The organism is Thalassotalea euphylliae (genome assembly GCF_003390375.1).
Taxonomy (GTDB): Bacteria; Pseudomonadota; Gammaproteobacteria; order Enterobacterales; family Alteromonadaceae; genus Thalassotalea_F; species Thalassotalea_F euphylliae_A.
In genome coordinates this window covers 1519832-1536362 of the sequence record NZ_QUOT01000001.1, presented here as the reverse complement: position 1 = coordinate 1536362, position 16531 = coordinate 1519832, and the positions used below count along the sequence as shown (strand labels likewise).

The 16531-nt window shown below is 42.5% G+C and carries 17 protein-coding genes; 14 read left to right on the top strand and 3 right to left on the bottom strand.

The genetic code is table 11. From position 1 onward, the window contains the following. Nucleotides 1-66 precede the first annotated feature (66 nt). From ffh to DXX94_RS06765, 12 genes are all read left to right on the top strand, one after another. Nucleotides 67-1458, top strand: a complete 1392-nt coding sequence (gene ffh, locus DXX94_RS06820; protein WP_115999300.1) for a signal recognition particle protein — start codon at nucleotides 67-69, stop codon at nucleotides 1456-1458. A 257-nt stretch (nucleotides 1459-1715) separates the two neighbouring features. Continuing rightward, the gene (locus DXX94_RS06815; protein ID WP_115999301.1) at nucleotides 1716-1955 is read left to right on the top strand and encodes a hypothetical protein; all 240 of its coding nucleotides are present in this window, start codon (nucleotides 1716-1718) and stop codon (nucleotides 1953-1955) included. 247 nt (nucleotides 1956-2202) lie between these two features. Continuing rightward, nucleotides 2203-2451: a 30S ribosomal protein S16 gene (gene rpsP, locus DXX94_RS06810; RefSeq protein ID WP_044835858.1), complete on the top strand. Its 249-nt coding sequence runs from the start codon at nucleotides 2203-2205 to the stop codon at nucleotides 2449-2451. A gap of 37 nt (nucleotides 2452-2488) precedes the next feature. After that, nucleotides 2489-3010 carry a ribosome maturation factor RimM gene (gene rimM / locus DXX94_RS06805; RefSeq protein ID WP_116002289.1) on the top strand — a complete coding sequence of 174 codons (522 nt, stop codon included), beginning with the start codon at nucleotides 2489-2491 and terminating at the stop codon, nucleotides 3008-3010. An 18-nt stretch (nucleotides 3011-3028) separates the two neighbouring features. After that, entirely contained in the window at nucleotides 3029-3802 is a 774-nt protein-coding gene (gene trmD, locus DXX94_RS06800) for a tRNA (guanosine(37)-N1)-methyltransferase TrmD (RefSeq protein WP_116014738.1), read from the top strand. A gap of 12 nt (nucleotides 3803-3814) precedes the next feature. Continuing rightward, nucleotides 3815-4168 carry a 50S ribosomal protein L19 gene (gene rplS / locus DXX94_RS06795; protein ID WP_115999303.1) on the top strand — a complete coding sequence of 118 codons (354 nt, stop codon included), beginning with the start codon at nucleotides 3815-3817 and terminating at the stop codon, nucleotides 4166-4168. Nucleotides 4169-4466: 298 nt separating this feature from the next. Next, nucleotides 4467-5330: a TauD/TfdA dioxygenase family protein gene (locus DXX94_RS06790; RefSeq protein ID WP_116014736.1), complete on the top strand. Its 864-nt coding sequence runs from the start codon at nucleotides 4467-4469 to the stop codon at nucleotides 5328-5330. A gap of 33 nt (nucleotides 5331-5363) precedes the next feature. Further along, a complete protein-coding gene (locus DXX94_RS06785) occupies nucleotides 5364-5648 on the top strand; it encodes an SCP2 sterol-binding domain-containing protein (protein ID WP_116014735.1) in 285 nt (94 codons plus the stop codon). 303 nt (nucleotides 5649-5951) lie between these two features. Then, nucleotides 5952-7001, top strand: coding sequence for an AraC family transcriptional regulator (locus tag DXX94_RS06780; protein ID WP_116014733.1), 1050 nt, complete (start codon nucleotides 5952-5954; stop codon nucleotides 6999-7001). A gap of 258 nt (nucleotides 7002-7259) precedes the next feature. Further along, complete coding sequence (locus DXX94_RS06775) at nucleotides 7260-8231, top strand: fumarylacetoacetate hydrolase family protein (RefSeq protein WP_116014731.1); 972 nt, start codon at nucleotides 7260-7262, stop codon at nucleotides 8229-8231. A 269-nt stretch (nucleotides 8232-8500) separates the two neighbouring features. Beyond that, on the top strand, nucleotides 8501-9217 hold the full coding sequence (locus tag DXX94_RS06770; RefSeq protein WP_116014729.1) for an enoyl-CoA hydratase/isomerase family protein: 717 nt from the start codon (nucleotides 8501-8503) through the stop codon (nucleotides 9215-9217). A gap of 26 nt (nucleotides 9218-9243) precedes the next feature. Then, entirely contained in the window at nucleotides 9244-10062 is an 819-nt protein-coding gene (locus tag DXX94_RS06765) for an SDR family oxidoreductase (protein ID WP_116014728.1), read from the top strand. Nucleotides 10063-10307: 245 nt separating this feature from the next. On the opposite strand, the gene DXX94_RS06760 is transcribed toward DXX94_RS06765, so the two are convergent. The 3 genes from DXX94_RS06760 to DXX94_RS06750 form a co-directional block, all read right to left on the bottom strand. Beyond that, the gene (locus DXX94_RS06760) at nucleotides 10308-11072 is read right to left on the bottom strand and encodes a substrate-binding periplasmic protein (protein ID WP_116014726.1); all 765 of its coding nucleotides are present in this window, start codon (nucleotides 11070-11072) and stop codon (nucleotides 10308-10310) included. Between the two features lie 321 nt (nucleotides 11073-11393). Next, nucleotides 11394-11990: a type II secretion system protein gene (locus DXX94_RS19645; RefSeq protein WP_116014725.1), complete on the bottom strand. Its 597-nt coding sequence runs from the start codon at nucleotides 11988-11990 to the stop codon at nucleotides 11394-11396. A gap of 167 nt (nucleotides 11991-12157) precedes the next feature. Beyond that, nucleotides 12158-13666 carry a cryptochrome/deoxyribodipyrimidine photo-lyase family protein gene (locus DXX94_RS06750; RefSeq protein ID WP_116014723.1) on the bottom strand — a complete coding sequence of 503 codons (1509 nt, stop codon included), beginning with the start codon at nucleotides 13664-13666 and terminating at the stop codon, nucleotides 12158-12160. Nucleotides 13667-14142: 476 nt separating this feature from the next. On the opposite strand from DXX94_RS06750, the gene DXX94_RS06745 reads away from it, so the two are divergent. Then, a complete protein-coding gene (locus DXX94_RS06745; RefSeq protein WP_116014722.1) occupies nucleotides 14143-15003 on the top strand; it encodes a hypothetical protein in 861 nt (286 codons plus the stop codon). 4 nt (nucleotides 15004-15007) lie between these two features. Continuing rightward, a complete protein-coding gene (locus DXX94_RS06740) occupies nucleotides 15008-16531 on the top strand; it encodes a glycosyltransferase (protein ID WP_116014720.1) in 1524 nt (507 codons plus the stop codon).

The window sequence follows — 16531 nt, the reverse complement described above, 5'->3', positions numbered from 1 at the left end:
TAATTGCCTGTTTAACGCGTATAATGGCGGCAGATTTTTTCACCTAATTCACTTGTTGAGACTTCCATGTTTGAGAATCTTTCCGATCGTTTAACCAAAACGCTTAAAAACATCAGTGGTCGCGGTCGCCTGACCGAAGATAATATTAAAGACACCTTGCGCGAAGTGCGCATGGCGCTACTAGAAGCTGATGTTGCTTTACCTGTTATCCGTGATTTCATTAAAAAAGTGAAAGAACGTGCGGTTGGTCAGGAAGTATCAAAAAGTTTAACGCCGGGTCAGGTCTTCGTTAAGATTGTTCGCACAGAGCTCGAAGCTGCGATGGGTGAAGTGAACGAAGCGCTTGATTTAAAAGCGGCGCCACCAGCAGTGGTTTTAATGGCAGGTTTGCAAGGTGCCGGTAAAACCACCTCAGTTGCTAAGCTGTCAAAGTTCTTAAAAGAGCGTGAAAAGAAAAAAGTACTTGTTGTTAGTGCTGACGTCTATCGCCCAGCGGCAATTAAGCAGCTTGAAACACTTGCTAGCGAAGTTGGCGTTGAATTCTTCCCGAGTGATATTAAACAAAAGCCGATTGATATTGCCAATGCAGCGATTGATCATGCTAAACGCCAGTTTTTTGATGTACTGATTGTCGATACCGCGGGTCGCTTGCATGTTGATGAAGACATGATGGGTGAAATTCAGGAATTACACGCCGCTATCAAGCCAGTTGAAACTTTATTCACTGTCGATGCGATGACAGGTCAAGATGCGGCAAATACCGCTAAAGCATTTAACGATGCTTTGCCACTAACCGGTGTGGTATTAACCAAAACCGATGGTGATGCGCGTGGTGGTGCGGCGCTATCAATTCGCCACATTACTGGCAAGCCAATTAAATTTATTGGTGTTGGTGAGAAAACCGATGCATTAGAGCCTTTCCACCCAGATCGTATTGCCTCACGTATTTTGGGTATGGGTGACGTATTGTCACTTATCGAAGAAGTAGAGCAAAAAGTCGATAAGAAAAAAGCCGAGAAGCTAGCCAAGAAAGTTAAATCAGGCAAAGGCTTTGATTTAGAAGACTTCCGCGAACAGTTGGTACAAATGAAAAACATGGGCGGCATGATGGGCTTGATGGACAAGCTGCCGGGCATGGGGAATTTATCTGAGCAAGTAAAAGGCCAGATGGATGACAAAATTACCGTGCAAATGGAAGCCATTATTAACTCGATGACGCCAGCAGAGCGCGCTCGCCCTGATATTATTAAAGGCTCCCGTAAGCGCCGTATTGCTGCCGGCTCAGGCACGCAAATTCAAGACGTTAATAAGCTACTAAAACAATTTACCCAAATGCAGAAAATGATGAAGAAGATGTCGGGTAAAGGCGGCATGCAGAAAATGATGCGCGGAATGAAAGGTATGATGCCACCGGGTATGGGCGGTGGCGGCTTCGGCGGCGGTATGTTTGGTCGTTAATTCTCAAGGCACTACACTTGCGGAAATGAAAGCCTAATTGTTATTGCAATTAGGCTTTTTGTTTTGGGCTTCACAATTTTTACGTCTTTCCTTTTGGCTAACTGCTTTGCGAGCTATATTTTAAAGTGATAGTTAAGCTGAACAGCTAAAAAGAAGAGCTTAAAAAGAAATCGCGTGCTATCAGAAAAGCGTGCAACTATTACCACCTTCAATCAGTACGTTACGGCACTTTCATCAACATCTAGAGCAATAAGCAAATGGTAGAAAAAGAAATCATTAGTCAGGCAGAGCTCGATAAGCTGCTTCATATCAATCACTTTATTGAGCAGGAAAAAGATAATTCACTGATCAGTGAAATCAAGCACGCTATTCTTGATTCAGGTAAGTTAGAGCTTGAGCAGTGGCAGGCACTGCGGGAGCAAATTAGAGAGATAGAAGAATTAATCCCTCACATTGATTTACTGATCAAACTAAAAAAAGAGTCTGATAGCCAATAACTGCGACAAACTTTTGTTGATTCAGCTTTTTTGTTCATGAAGTTTTTGTTCATGAAATAGCTTTCATCGAAAACTGGAATAACCATCAAATACTTGGTTAACAACTAATAACACTGCCAAAGCCAGCATTCACTTGCAATATCACCAGAAAAGCGTAGAATACGCGAGCTTTTCTGTCTGCCTGAAATATTGGTTGTACAGAAAGTGTCTGGAAAATTCGTTTAACATTAAATATATAGAGGACGGTATGGTTACCATTCGTTTAGCTCGTGGTGGCGCGAAGAAGCGTCCATTCTATCAGGTTGTTGTTGCAGATAGCCGTAACTCTCGCGATGGTCGTTTCATCGAGAAAGTAGGTTTCTTCAACCCAACAGCACAAGGTCAAGCTGAAAAATTACGCTTAGACCTAGATCGTATCAACCACTGGGTTGGTCAAGGTGCTGGTCTATCTGATCGTGTGGCTAAGTTAGTTAAAGACGCTCAAGCAGCTGCTTAATTAAGTTAGTAAGTTTTAGGATGTATTGGTGAGTGATATGAGTGAAAAAATCCTCCTGGGTAAAGTAGGCGCAGTTTACGGTATCAAGGGCTGGGTAAAAGTTCACAGCTTTACTGAAGATCCTCAAGCTATTTTTGACTATTCACCTTGGTCATTAAAATTAGGTGGTAAAGAACAATCAGCAGAAATTGTTGATTGGCGCAAACATAATAACGGCTTAATTGCCAAACTAGCAGATGTGGAAGATCGCGACCAAGCTCAAAGCTTAGTACATTCTGAAATATTTGTTGATGAATCACTATTACCAGAGTTACCGGAAGGTGAGTTTTACTGGCGTGATTTAATTGGTATGAGTGTCGTGACCGACAAAGGTTATAACCTAGGCGAAGTCACCGATATTATGGAAACTGGCGCTAACGACGTACTGGTTGTTAAAGCGAACCGCAACGACGGCTTCGGGAAAAAAGAGCGGTTAATCCCGTATATTTTTGACCAAGTAATTGTCTCGGTAAGCAATGAAACGAAACAAATTTGTGTTGACTGGGACCCAGGTTTTTAAACTGTGACAAGCAGCAAAATGTGGATTGGGGTGATTAGCCTTTTTCCAGAAATGTTTGATGCCATTACACAGTATGGGGTGACAGGCCGAGCGATTCGTAAAGGCTTAATTGAATTTCATTCGTGGAATCCAAGAGACTTTACCCATGATAAACATCGCACTGTGGACGACCGACCTTATGGCGGCGGACCGGGCATGTTAATGATGGTGCAACCGCTGCGCGATGCGATACATGCTGCCAAAGCGAAAGCAAAAGCAGAGGGACGCAACGCTAAGGTGATTTACTTATCACCGCAAGGCCGGAAACTAGACCAAGTTGGCGTGAGTGAATTAGCACAAGACGACTGCCTGATTTTTGTGGCAGGACGTTACGAAGGAATTGACGAGCGGATCATCGAGTCAGATATTGACGAAGAGTGGTCAGTGGGCGATTACATTTTAAGTGGCGGTGAACTACCAGCGATGAATGTAATTGACGCGGTCGCAAGATTTGTTCCCGGCGTGCTAGGGCATGAACTATCAGCCGAGCAAGACTCGTTTTCTGATGGTTTACTTGATTGCCCACACTATACAAGACCAGAAGTATTAGATGCTGGCTCTGAAAATGAGAAAGCGGTACCTAAGGTGTTGTTAAGTGGTAATCACGAACATATCCGACAATGGCGACAGTTTCAGTCACTGGAAAGAACTTGGCACAGGCGACCAGAACTTTTAACTGACCTAGCTCTGACGGCAGAACAGACTGAAATGCTGAAGCAAATTAAGCGTGAAGCAACTGACCGTGAATCCTAGGAAGAGGTAATTATGAGTAACATTATTAAAGCTCTTGAACAAGAGCAAATGAAAACTGACTTACCTGCGTTCGCGCAAGGTGACACAGTTGTTGTACAAGTAAAAGTTAAAGAAGGTGATAAAGAGCGTCTTCAAGCATTTGAAGGTGTTGTTATCGCGATTAAAAACCGTGGTTTACATTCAGCTTTCACTGTTCGCAAGATTTCGAACGGTGTAGGCGTTGAGCGTGTATTCCAGACACATAGCCCATTAGTTGACTCTATTGCAGTTAAACGCCGCGGTGATGTTCGTCAATCTAAACTTTACTACTTACGCGAGCGCTCTGGTCGTTCTGCGCGTATCAAAGAGAAGTTGGCGAAGAAGTAACTTTTACTCTAAAAGTATTACTTTTATACCCCAGAAAAAACCCGAGCACAGCTCGGGTTTTTTATTGCCAATATTTATTCTCATCTTTATTCACAGCATAATATCTATTCGCTATTCATATACTTAATAGCATTTTTATCCACACAATAAGCCAAAATTCCCTGCTATTTTTGTTTTTTTTCTGTACTGGTTGGCCTAATGTATCAATTGTGTGGCCTAATGTGTCATGTCTCGTGAATTAACTTTCTATTATGGTAATTAAGCAACTATTATAAAAAGTGAACAACAGGAGTGCATTATGGGCATTACAGTTACCCCCACGGGTGAAGCTTGTGGCGCATACATCGGGGGCGTCGATTTAACTCAGCCTTTGAGTGATGAGCAGATTGAAGAAATTCGCCAAGCTTGGGGCGAACACCACGTTATTATTTTCCGTGATCAACAGTTATCAGATGATGACTTAGAGCGTGTATCCGCGTCATTTGGTGATCTGGCGATAGATCCTTTTGTTAAGTCGCTGCCAGGTCGTGAACATATGATCGCGATTCAGCGTGAAGCTGACGAAACCGCAGCAATCTTTGCAGAGATTTGGCATGCAGACTGGACGTTTAAATCGAACCCTCCATTTGCAACTTGCTTGTACAGCATCGAAATACCACCAGTCGGCGGTGATACTTTATTTGCTAACCAAGTGTTGGCATTAGAGGAAATGCCGGAAGAACTGCGCAGTCGTTTAGAAGGGCAGTTAGCGATTCATTCCGCGAAAATGGGGTACTCGAAAAAAGGTTCTTACGGCGATAAGTACAAGAGCAAGAGTATGGAAGTGGTTGCATCTGATGAAGCATTAGAGCAAGAAACACATCCATTTATCCTTAAACACCCAGTAAGTGGCAAAGAATCAATATACGGCTCAGCAATCGCCTACATTATTGGTGTATCAGATATGCCGCAAAAAGAAGCAATGAGCTTGATTATGGAGCTACAGCGCTGGCAAGTTCAAGAGCAATTCGTTTATGCTCATAAATGGGAAAAGGACATGTTGGTGATGTGGGATAACCGCAGTGTTTTACATAAAGCGACTGGTGGTTACGAAGGCTACCGCCGCGAATTGCATCGCACAACAATCTCAGAGAAAGACGGTCGTCCATTCTCGTTATCATAATATCAATTAGAAAGAAGAATTAAGGTTACAACAATGACTACACAAGAATTAATTGACGCTCTAATCCCAGCTGTTGACAAGTTTGGTGGCTTCCCTTCATCGGTTAAATTTAAAATTGGTGATGCGGGTGTTATTCATGTTCACAACAAAGAAGTAGTTGCCGAAGACAAAGATGCGTCGTGCACAATCACCATGTCACTTGATACCATGAAAGAGATCATGGCTGGTGAAACCGATGCGATGAGCGCGGTAATGGAAGGCGATGTTGAAGTTGAAGGCGATACATCGGTTGCTGTTAGCGTTCAAGGCCTATTTTAATTGATATACGGCGCATTTAGCGCCGTTTGCTTTGCGCTATCAATTTAAGGTTTGAGCAAGTTTAGAAAAGCACGTTACGGTTTTGTTTAGTGCTTTTGTAAACGGGCTCAAACCTTAATATTCGTTGGTAACAAACGTTCTTTGTTTAATCAGCAATACTTGATGTCTATAGTAAATATTCATCAAATAACACTTACTTCCCTCGTTATGCCAAACGCTTAAGGTTGATTGGCTTCAATGCATTAATATTTCAGCTTAAACTGCTGACCAACCTGACTAAACACTGAGGTAAACAGAACCGCTATGTCGTGGAAAGATAACAGACGAGCCAATCTGACTATTCAAGCAATTGCCAATATTTTAGAAACGAATGGCATAGACTTAGCACAGTGTTTTGGTGATACAGCGATAGACATCAATCAAATGCTAAATACAGATGTTGATATCCCTAATCAAACTGAAATTGAAGTTATTGCAAGAGCGGTTGAAGTGCTGCCTAAACAGGCGGGTTATGGCGTAAAAGCTGCACAGGCATTAGATGTCACCAACTTTGGGGTTTTGGGGTTAGCAATATTAACAAGCCCAACCGTGCGCTCCGCTTTAGAGGCGATGGCGAGCTTTTCTGAGGTGTCTATTCTACTCTCTCGGGTGAGTTTTCGAGAAAGCCTCGGCCGTGTTGCATTTATACTTGATATGGAACATTTGCCTGCGGCGATTCACCGATTTACCTTTGAGCGATACTTTTATATGACGCTGCGTTTTCTGCGCGAGATGAGTCCTGATTATGACATGTCTGATTTTGAACTACAGTTGCCGTTTTCAGACCCTCATTATGAGCAAGAGTTGACTGCAATTTCTGGTTTGAAAGTCAGGGGCAAGCAACCGTTTTATGCGTTAATCGCCTCTAAAGAACTACTTGATTTACCCGTTACTAATACCGATCCCATTGCCCATAGTCATTTTCTCAGTGAGTGTCAGCGCATTCTTAATGAAACCAATAAATTTGGTGGTTTCGCACAAAAAGTTCGCAATTACATTCTACAAGAAAAGAATTTTTCGCCTAAGTTAACTGACGTCGCTCATTCCTTGTTTATCAGTGACCGCACATTAAAAAGACGGTTACAGGAGGAAAACCATAACTTCAAGGCGGTGGTGATGGATACCAAGATGACGCTGGCAAAGGAGTTACTACTCGCGGCTTCGTTGCCAGTCAAAGTAGTCGCAACTAGGCTTGATTATTCTGAGTCTGCGAGCTTTTTAAGAGCCTTTAAAAAGTGGTGGGGAGTATCGCCAGCGCAGATGAGAGCGGCACAAACTCAGCCGTTAGTAAAAGATAGCGAAGTTCAACACTAGCCAGTAGTAAACACCATTAAGCACTTTACATATTGGTAACCGTTACAAGCAACAACTACAAATATCAATAATACCAATTGAATTAATTATTTGAACGATTATGGCGTAGGAAAAAGGTTCATAAACAAGGCGTTATTTTTTGTTAACTAGTTGTTCTAATTTCAAAAATAACAACGCAGTTTATGGGCGTTTTAACCAGCCAAAATGATCAAGTATTTATTGAAATTGGTATAAATACTAAAATAAAAGAGAAACACTATGCCCTGTCATATTGCTAGATACAAAAATACAACATCAGGAAAATTCGGTTGGGCCGTTTGGGACAATGGCCTATACGATATTGATGTAGACAGTCCTGATACCCAATCTTTTTTGCGTGATGGTCGAGAGCTTGCCTTTAAAATGCAAAGTAATTTAACCGAATACCAAGATAAATTGCTCGATGAAACAGAAATAGAAATTCTGTCGCCAATTACAAAACCGTGTCGCATTTTATGCCAAGGCTCAAATTATCCCGCTGCTCGTGTTGAAACTGGGATGAACCCCCACGCTAAAGACTACAACACACTATTTCACAAATCAGATGCCAGCATTACCGGCCCAGCGTCAGATATTATCAAGCCAAGCCACGTCAAATTGCTTGATTACGAAGTAGAGTTAGCTGTTGTTATAGGTGCTGATATCAAAGAGTCAGTAACGGTGACGCGCGACAATATTCACCAGTATGTTGCCGGTGTGGTCATGGTGCACGACGTTACTGCACGTGATATTCAAATTCCACAAGTACAGTTTTATAAAGGCAAGAGCTATCGAACGTTTTGTCCAACTGGACCTTATTTATGTCTGCTTAGCGATGATGAAACGAAATACCTTGAGCAACTGAATTTGACGTTAACGGTCAATGGCGAGCTTAAACAGCAAGATCATAGCAGTAATATGATTTACAAGCCTCATGAAACCCTAACTGAGCTCTCTCAAATAGAAGACTTAGCACCTGGGGATATGATTTTTACCGGCTCACCTGGCGGATGTGCGCTCTCTGTGCCACCTAAAGCGATTGTTAAACTGCTTGGCTTATTGCCTGAAGCCGTTAAATGGAAAGCCTTTGTTGGCAAACAAGCTAAAAACCCTGAGTACCTTAAAGCGGGCGATTATATTGAAGCACGTATTGTCAGTGACGATGGCAAAATTGATTTAGGTACTCAACGCAATACCATAGTTAATCAGTAATTAAGGTCAACAGTGCCTATGTTAACTGGGGAAAGTTATCGCTCTCCCCTGATGTGATTGTTTGCTCACTACTCTAGGTGTATCAGGACCTTTAACTTCTCTAACCCTATAAATTATTACTACCTTGAATATATCTGTGCATTTGCCGATATCAGTGACTGAGAAATACAGTGGGGGCAAATAGCTTGTTAGTGCTATTTTTCAATGTTTGCGTCGCTTGTTTAACTCGTTAGAATGATTATTTAAAAACGTATAACAGAGTGAGCCTAATGAGTTTAACAACACTAGAAACCAATGGTAGCGTTGCGATTCTTACCATGAATAACGGTGAGAATCGCCATAACCCAGAGTTCGCAGCAGAAATGAAGGCACAACTAAGTGCTGTGCTAGCAAATGAAAACCACAAAGCACTGATCATTAGCTCAAGCGATGAAAAGAGCTGGAGTTTAGGCATTGATACTGACTGGCTAATGCCAGCAATGCAGCAAAAGCAATATGCGCAAATCCAAACGTTTATGTACGATATGGATGAAGTATTTAAAACACTCTTGCTGTTTCCAATCCCTGTTATCGCCGCCATCAATGGTCATGCATTTGGCAATGGCGCAATTTTATCATGTGCTTGTGACTTTAGATTTATGCGTTCCGATCGTGGATTTTTCTGCTTTCCAGAAGTTGATCTATCAATACCGTTTTTACCCGGCATGATCGCATTTGTGAAAAAAGCCATGCCTTACTATCGCTTTAATGAGATGAAACTGACTGGTCGCCGCGTCGGTGCACCAGAATTGGCTAGCGACCATGTGATTGAGCAAGCCTGTGATGACAATGAAGATCTACAAGCTAAAGTACTAGCGTTCGCGCAAGGATTTGATAAAAAACGCGCAATATTTGGCGAGCATAAAAAGCGTTTGCACAAAGAGATTATTGCGGTCATTGACGAAGAAAATAAACCATTGATTGATAACCTACAGTTGATGGTTTAGCACCAGCTTTTAAAAAGGATAATAAAATGAGTATCGAATTTAACTATCAAGGTAAAAACGTTTTTGTTGTTGGTGGTACCAGTGGCATTAATTTAGGGGTTGCCCTTGCTTTTGCGCGCTGGGGAGCGAAAATCGCGGTAGCCTCACGCAAGCAAGAAAAAGTAGACGCGGCGGTGGAGCAACTAAAAACCTTAGGCGCAGACGCTTTTGGGGTGACTTTTGATGTACGCAATGCTGATGATGTAAGTGCAGGCTTTGCTCAAGTGGTTGATTTCTTTGGCGGCGACATCGATGTCTTGGTTTCTGGTGCCGCAGGTAACTTCCCGGCACGTGTTAACGACATGTCAGTGAATGCGGTCCGCTCTGTGGTTGAAATCGATCTCATGGGCACCTTTCATGTGATGAAAGCAAGCCATCAATATTTGCGTAAGCCAGGCGCTAGCGTAATCAATATTTCTGCCCCGCAAGCTTTTCTGCCAATGATGCATCAAACCCATGTGTGTTCAGCAAAAGCTGGTGTGGATATGGTGACACGCAGCTTAGCAATGGAGTGGGGGCAAGATGGCATCCGTATTAACTCAATTGTGCCTGGGCCAATCGCTGGGACAGAAGGGATGGAACGCTTAACACCAACGCCCGAGTTAAAAGCAATGTGTGATAAATCGGTTCCGCTTGGTTGTCAAGGAACGCCTGATGATATTGCCAATGCGGCAGGTATGTTAGGCAGTGACCAAGCGGGCTACATTTCAGGTGCTATTTTACCTGTTGATGGTGGTTGGAGTCAGTCTGGTGCTACTTGGTTGATGGCCAACCTATCAGATATGCTCGATCAGAATGCTAGTTAAGCATTCAGTTATTACCATCGTCTTTTAGCTAAAGGCGATATCCAATAATGGAAACTAGTTATTGTTGTGGCTAGTTTCCATTTTTCATTACCTACTTTTCACTCATTCATCTTTCATCATTCTCGTTTTTCAAACGCTCTCTCTTACTTCGATAAGTTGTCGCTGAGCAAAGTGTGGCAAGACAATCAAAAACAAAGCCAAAGTATGCCGCTCTCCTTGAAATCTAAGTTAGTAACTTAACGTCGCTACTTAAAAACAATGGCTAATGAATCTGTTGGCTTAGCTTGAAGTGCCAAATCTCGGTAATGTTGCTCGCGAATTTCAATAAATGCGCCATTGGCAACGCCTTTCTCTATCACGCGCATAAGTTGATCCAAGTGAGGCATTAATTGTGAACGTCGACTTATCGCAAAATAGTATTTTCGCTTATCTGTAGGTTGGTAAATGGCTGGTTTTACCTGGTCGCTAAGCGCTAATATTTTTAAATTAACTAAGGTGCTGTCGTAATTGTGAATAAAAGTGTCAACGCGATGATTGATCAGCAATTTTATCTTTTGCTCCAAAGAGTCTACCTCTACTTTAGCTAGTGATTCATCGTTATCAAATTCATCGAAATAGGCAACTTGAGCGGTGATGGCAATACGTTTAGAAGTTAGGTCCTGGTAATTTGTCAGGGCAGATTTTTCTGGGGCGCGAACAAAAAATGTTGAGGCTAATATTTGGTAGGGTGGGTCGATATAAATAAGGTTTTCTTGCTGTTCAGCAGAGTCCTGCAAACCGACTAATATATCCAGTTCACCGTTTTGCAAAGCGCGTAATCGACGTGAAAACGACAACGGTTTAATGTCGATTTTCATCATTAAGTTTTCGGCAATATAATTGAGATACTTTGCATGCAGGCCGTCAATAAAGTCCGGTGATACCGCGCTGCGAAGCACTAGCTTTTCATGAGCAGTCGCACTGCAACAAAAAAGTACTAATGCTGTTACAAGCAAGAATTTATTAACCACTTAGCTTCCCTAAAACAAAGGTTGAGTTTTATACCTAGTGATACGCATTCTTGTCATGAAAAGGCGTGAAAAGGAGAGTGACGAACGAATAAGCGCATTAAGGTTATTATTATTCCCTATATAGCAAGTTAGTCGAAACTTTCACACTGTCAAATTCAATTGAATTGAAGTTCTCATTTTGTCGTTAGGTAGAATACTGCTATCTAGTTACAGGCACGCTAAATTTCTTGAGTTGCCAAACATCACAAAGATTTGGCATTTATACAAAAATATGTAAAAAGTGAAACAGAAAAATATGAGGTGCTGGATTGCTGTCAGTTTTTACTCACAAGGAACAACCCCTGCTCTGTAACTGCGATCAGCCCTTGCACCTGAGTACCAGATATAGCAATTATCAGATTTAAGGCTATTTTGGCCTGGCTGAGCAGCAATATTCACATTGTCTCTAAAAGAAAAAGTTGCCACAACATTTGTACCTGTCACCCCTTGCGCCACCCAATCGTTACTATGGTAACCCGCAAAGACTAATTCTTGGTCTTGGCCTATGTTCTCAATTAGTGAAGGAATCGTTGTCGCTGATGCTGAAGGTGTGCCGTAAATAAAGTAGCAATCTTGCCCACAAATATTATTGAAAGGGTTGTTAGCTGGTTCATTACCGAAGTAACCGCCACCAGTCACTGGGTCAGTTCTAGCAGGGTTTCGGTCAGCTAGACCTACCACTGCTAACTGTGAAAAAACTAAATTCGCTTGAGACTCAATTTGCCCTTTTACCGCCATTAACGTGCTGTTACGGGCATCGGTTTGCAGGTTGATGAATCTTGGAAGTGCAACTGTGGCTAAAATTCCAAGTATCAGAATAACGGCAACAAGTTCTATTAATGTGAAACCACGAAAACGACGATATGAGTATGATTCCATTATTTTTTCCTTTCTACAGCTCAGGTGTTACGACAATTCTTCCCTAGAATGTGAGCGTAGCAGATAGCTCGCTTATTCATCAATGACAGGCCTGTAACAAGATGTAGTCCATTCAAAAGGTGTTGGCAGTGTGATTTCTCGCTCTCATTTATTTGAGTTAAAAGGCGCTATTGGCTGGGGCGAACATGCTTAGCCAGAATGGCATTAATATGCACTATCACTCCAGGCTGTTTTCGCCAGCGCCACAATAAATCTCTGGATTGCTTACCTGTGGTGGTGATATCAACAATACGTTCTGGGTAGTCTTGACCAAGCTGAACATCATACATTTGTTGCTCCATAGGAGTTAACTCCCATGGCTTGTGAATGAATGGTGCAGGAATTTCAGCTAGCTCAGGTAGCCATTGCTTGATAAAAGTTCCGTCAGGGTCTTGCTCTTCTGACTGTTTGACTGGGTTATAGACACGGATGGTATTGATCCCCGTAACGCCCGCCTGCATTTGAAATTGCGTGTAGTGAATTCCTGGTTCGTAGTCGAGAAAATAACGGGCAAGGTGTTTTACGCCGAAGCGCCAATCAAGCAGTAATTGATGACATAAAAAGCTAACCAGCATAGCGCGCATACGAAAGTTGATATAACCAGTTTGTGCCAAACAACGCATGCAAGCATCAACGAGTGGATAGCCAGTTTTACCGTCTTGCCAAGCCGTTAATCGTTGTTTTGCCGTTGCTCCGTTGTGGTAAGGAAAATCGTTATAGCCGGGATTTAAGTGCTCAAACTCTAGTTCAGGCTCGGCTTCAAATTTTTGAATAAAATGGCAATGCCAATGAAGCCGTGATGAAAGTGCCGAAAGTGCTCTGCGCCAGCCTGGTCGTTGCCAATGACTTAACAAGGCTTGGTAAGCATGGCGCAGACTTATATTGCCCCATGCCAGGTAAGGTGAGAGCCGAGAGCAAGCCTCGCGGCTAGCACTCGGGCTTGATATTGAGTAATGGTAACGCTGGCCGCGTTCAATAAAGAATGACGCAAGTGTCACCAGCGCCTGCTGTTCACCACCGTGTTGAAAGTTATCATCAATTTGTTGCCAGCTGTCAGGCACTTCAAAGGTATCGAGCTGATGTAGATGGACATTAGACATGGTTAACCAATTGACGCTAAGCAAATCTACATTCACTAGCGGTGCTCGCATATAGTGTTGCCAACGCTTATCCCAATCAAGCCGATGGTTTAGGCCGCGAACAACAGCGCCCGCTTGACATTCTTGCCATACAACTTGGTTGGTCTGACACCAATTTTTAACTTGTTTGTCACGGGTAAAGGTGTGATCTAGCCCCGTTTCTTGATGGCTAAATATATACCTAAGATTAAATAGCTGGGTTAGTTGTGTTAAGCACTCAATGGCGTTGCCTTTAAGCACCAGTAAGCGAGTGTCAATATTTAGCCGCGCAAGTGACTGATTAATGCTTTGCCAAGATTGGAAAATAAACCGCCAATGCCGCAATGACATATGCTCATCGGCAAGCATAATATCCTCAACAATATACAGAAGCAAAACAGGCAGTCGAGTTTGAGCAGCAAGCGCCAGAGGAAGATGATCGTTTAGTCGAAGATCTCGCTTTAACCAAACTACGGCGATATCAGTTTGCACATTGCTCAGTTGTGTTTCATTGCTCATAAATGTGACTTTCCATCTAATCTAAGCGTCCAAAGCGCTTGATTACCTGACAGGTCTCCAAACAAGCGAACAACGGAAGTTTGGTACTTTACCAATAAACGCTTGTTCACCAAATTATCGCCGCCAAACTTTCGCCACCAAATATTCAACACAAGCTGGTATCAAAATCTGATTGGAGAAAAAGCGGATAGTTGGCGATTAGTACGTGTCTTTTATTCAGTTAGATTACCGCGCTACTTCGGTGTTTAAATTATGGTTGCTAATTGAGCTGAATCCCTTGATTTTGTTGTATTAGTATCACGTTTGTAACGAAACTATCACAGCTTTGTAGTGATTTTATAACTTGTAAAAAATAGTGAAACTTTATTTGTTTTTACGTCCTCTTATTGGCTGCCTAAGTTAAAAGGTACGACCAATACCTTGTTGGTTACTTAGTTTTTAACAGGGCCGTTTATATAAAAAATAGGAGGGTTAACATGTTTAATTTGCGCAAGCTTTTAATATCTCAACGTTCAAAGCCGACACTAGCTGTTATCGGTGCATCTGCTGCAGCTATTTTATCTTCAGGCCTAGCTAATGCGGGTGCATGGGTTCCTAAACAAGGGGAAGGGTACAACAAGCTTGCCTACGCTTATTACGAAGCGGATGAATTTAGAGGCGATAACGATAACTTCTCTGAGTTTATTGGTGAAAATACTTCTTTTTATGGTGAATATGGCTTAGGCAACAATTTTGCCGTTTACGGTCAATTACTTTATCAATCGCTTGAACAAACAGACGCCAATAATGTTAAGCAAACCAATAATGGCTTTGGTGATGCTGAAATTGGTATTCGTTATCAATGGCAGGCAGATCCTTTTGTCCTATCAACCTCTTTCCTCGCAAAGCTACCTTATTTATACGATGAAGATGATGATCTCGCCTTAGGTAATGGTCAAGAAGACTATGAGCTAAGAGTCTTATTAGGTAAGAGCTTAAACCAATATGGTTATTTAGGCGCAGAATTTGGCTACCGTTATCGCAGCGGTGCGCCGTCGGATGAATATCGTTACTTGTTGGAATATGGTTTTAGCGTTAACAACAACCTCTACTTGCGAACTAAGCTTGATGGCGTGCTAAGTGCTGAGAATGCTGATAGCAACGCTAGTGATACCAATGCCAACTTATTGGTAGTACCGGAATTTGATTCTGGTAAGTGGGAATTGACCGCTGGCTGGACGTTTGATTCAAGCTCAAAAAATAAATGGGGCCTTGAACTTACCTACACCCAAGATATCTATGGCAAAAATACCTTGGAAGGTGACAGCATTCAACTTGGATTAACACGAGTGTTCTAAGCATATGTCGTTAATAGCAATATGTGTCCTAGTCGGGCACTTTATTTTACTGCTGGTGCTATCGCTATTTGGTTTGCACCGCCTTTCTATGGTTTTTCGTCGTCATAAATATCGTGATAAAAAGCCCCAAATAACCCAAAAGTTTGACACTTTACCTAGCATCACTGTGCAGATCCCTCTGTACAATGAGCGCTTGGTTGCTAAGCGCATCGTTGATGCCGTTGCCGACTTTGACTACCCGCAAGATAAATTGCAAATCCAAATTGTCGATGACTCTAACGACAGTACCAGCGATGTTATCGCCGAGCGCGTTGGTTATCATCAACAGCGCGGTATCAATATAGATCATGTGCAACGAACTAATCGTCACGGCTATAAAGCTGGCGCATTAAAAGATGCCATGGAAACCGCAACTGGCGAATTTATTGCTATTTTCGACGCCGACTTTTTACCTGAGCCAGACTTGCTGAAAAACAATATCCATTATTTCTATGAGGATGATATTGCTATGGTGCAGTTTAGGTGGGAGCACTTAAACAAAGCGAGCAGCGAGCTGACCCAAACTCAGGCAATTATGCTCGACGCACACTTCAGTCTTGAGCAGCAAGTGCGTAGCGCCAGTAACAAGCTATTCAACTTTAATGGCACCGCCGGTATTTGGCGAACTAAGGCGATTGTCGATTCCGGCCATTGGAGCGCGGATACGCTAACTGAAGATTTAGATTTAAGCTATCGCGCTCAACTTAAAGGCTGGCGCATGCTGTATTTAAATGATGTTGGCTGTGCGGGTGAAATTCCTGCCGATATCAATGCGTTCAAGAGTCAGCAACACCGTTGGGCTAAAGGTGGTGTAGAGGTGATGCTGAAGATGCTGCCTAAGGTTTGGTGCTCATCATTACCGCTAAAAACGAAAGTAGAAGCGAGTTTTCACCTGTCAAACAATCTCGCTTATCTCATTATGTTGATAGACACCTTAGTGTTCTTAATCCCTACCTTGTGGATAAGGCAAGCTTACGACCTTTACGATGTGTTATGGCTGGATTTACCATTACTATTCTTAGCTTCGGCTAGCCATTTGATCTATTTGTTCTACGGTCAAGTCGCCCTTGGTCACTCTAAGTTGCGCGCTGCATTGCGCCTACCAAGATTAATGTTGCTTGGTATTCAGCTAGCAACCAATAATGCGAAAGCTGGTTACGAAGCGTTGCGAGGTGAGCGAAGTGAGTTTGTTCGAACTCCTAAAAGTGGTGAATTGGTGGAAGGCGATGAGCAACAACTAAGTCACACGCCAACACCAGAAACCAAGGCCGCTAAATCCAATATACTTTCAGCCAAGCTTTATCGAGCAGTAGCGCCGCGTGGTGCACTATTTGAATTTGCTGTTGCTGTTGTCTATGGCTTTGTCTTGATTTGGGCAATTGCCAATGATCATTGGTTTATGGCGCCGTTTTTGTTGCTACTGTTACTTGGGTTTTTAACGACCTCAATTCACAGTATGCGCAGCTATCAAAACCATCAGCAAGAGTAA

Excerpts from the sequence above, each read along its gene's own strand:
- ffh (WP_115999300.1), top strand. The coding sequence starts at position 67 with ATGTTTGAGAATCTTTCCGATCGTTTAACCAAAACGCTTAAAAACATC.
- DXX94_RS06815 (WP_115999301.1), top strand. The coding sequence starts at position 1,716 with ATGGTAGAAAAAGAAATCATTAGTCAGGCAGAGCTCGATAAGCTGCTT.
- rpsP (WP_044835858.1), top strand. The coding sequence starts at position 2,203 with ATGGTTACCATTCGTTTAGCTCGTGGTGGCGCGAAGAAGCGTCCATTC.
- rimM (WP_116002289.1), top strand. The coding sequence starts at position 2,489 with ATGAGTGAAAAAATCCTCCTGGGTAAAGTAGGCGCAGTTTACGGTATC.
- trmD (WP_116014738.1), top strand. The coding sequence starts at position 3,029 with ATGTGGATTGGGGTGATTAGCCTTTTTCCAGAAATGTTTGATGCCATT.
- rplS (WP_115999303.1), top strand. The coding sequence starts at position 3,815 with ATGAGTAACATTATTAAAGCTCTTGAACAAGAGCAAATGAAAACTGAC.
- DXX94_RS06790 (WP_116014736.1), top strand. The coding sequence starts at position 4,467 with ATGGGCATTACAGTTACCCCCACGGGTGAAGCTTGTGGCGCATACATC.
- DXX94_RS06785 (WP_116014735.1), top strand. The coding sequence starts at position 5,364 with ATGACTACACAAGAATTAATTGACGCTCTAATCCCAGCTGTTGACAAG.
- DXX94_RS06780 (WP_116014733.1), top strand. The coding sequence starts at position 5,952 with ATGTCGTGGAAAGATAACAGACGAGCCAATCTGACTATTCAAGCAATT.
- DXX94_RS06775 (WP_116014731.1), top strand. The coding sequence starts at position 7,260 with ATGCCCTGTCATATTGCTAGATACAAAAATACAACATCAGGAAAATTC.
- DXX94_RS06770 (WP_116014729.1), top strand. The coding sequence starts at position 8,501 with ATGAGTTTAACAACACTAGAAACCAATGGTAGCGTTGCGATTCTTACC.
- DXX94_RS06765 (WP_116014728.1), top strand. The coding sequence starts at position 9,244 with ATGAGTATCGAATTTAACTATCAAGGTAAAAACGTTTTTGTTGTTGGT.
- DXX94_RS19645 (WP_116014725.1), bottom strand. The coding sequence starts at position 11,990 with ATGGAATCATACTCATATCGTCGTTTTCGTGGTTTCACATTAATAGAA.
- DXX94_RS06750 (WP_116014723.1), bottom strand. The coding sequence starts at position 13,666 with ATGAGCAATGAAACACAACTGAGCAATGTGCAAACTGATATCGCCGTA.
- DXX94_RS06745 (WP_116014722.1), top strand. The coding sequence starts at position 14,143 with ATGTTTAATTTGCGCAAGCTTTTAATATCTCAACGTTCAAAGCCGACA.
- DXX94_RS06740 (WP_116014720.1), top strand. The coding sequence starts at position 15,008 with ATGTCGTTAATAGCAATATGTGTCCTAGTCGGGCACTTTATTTTACTG.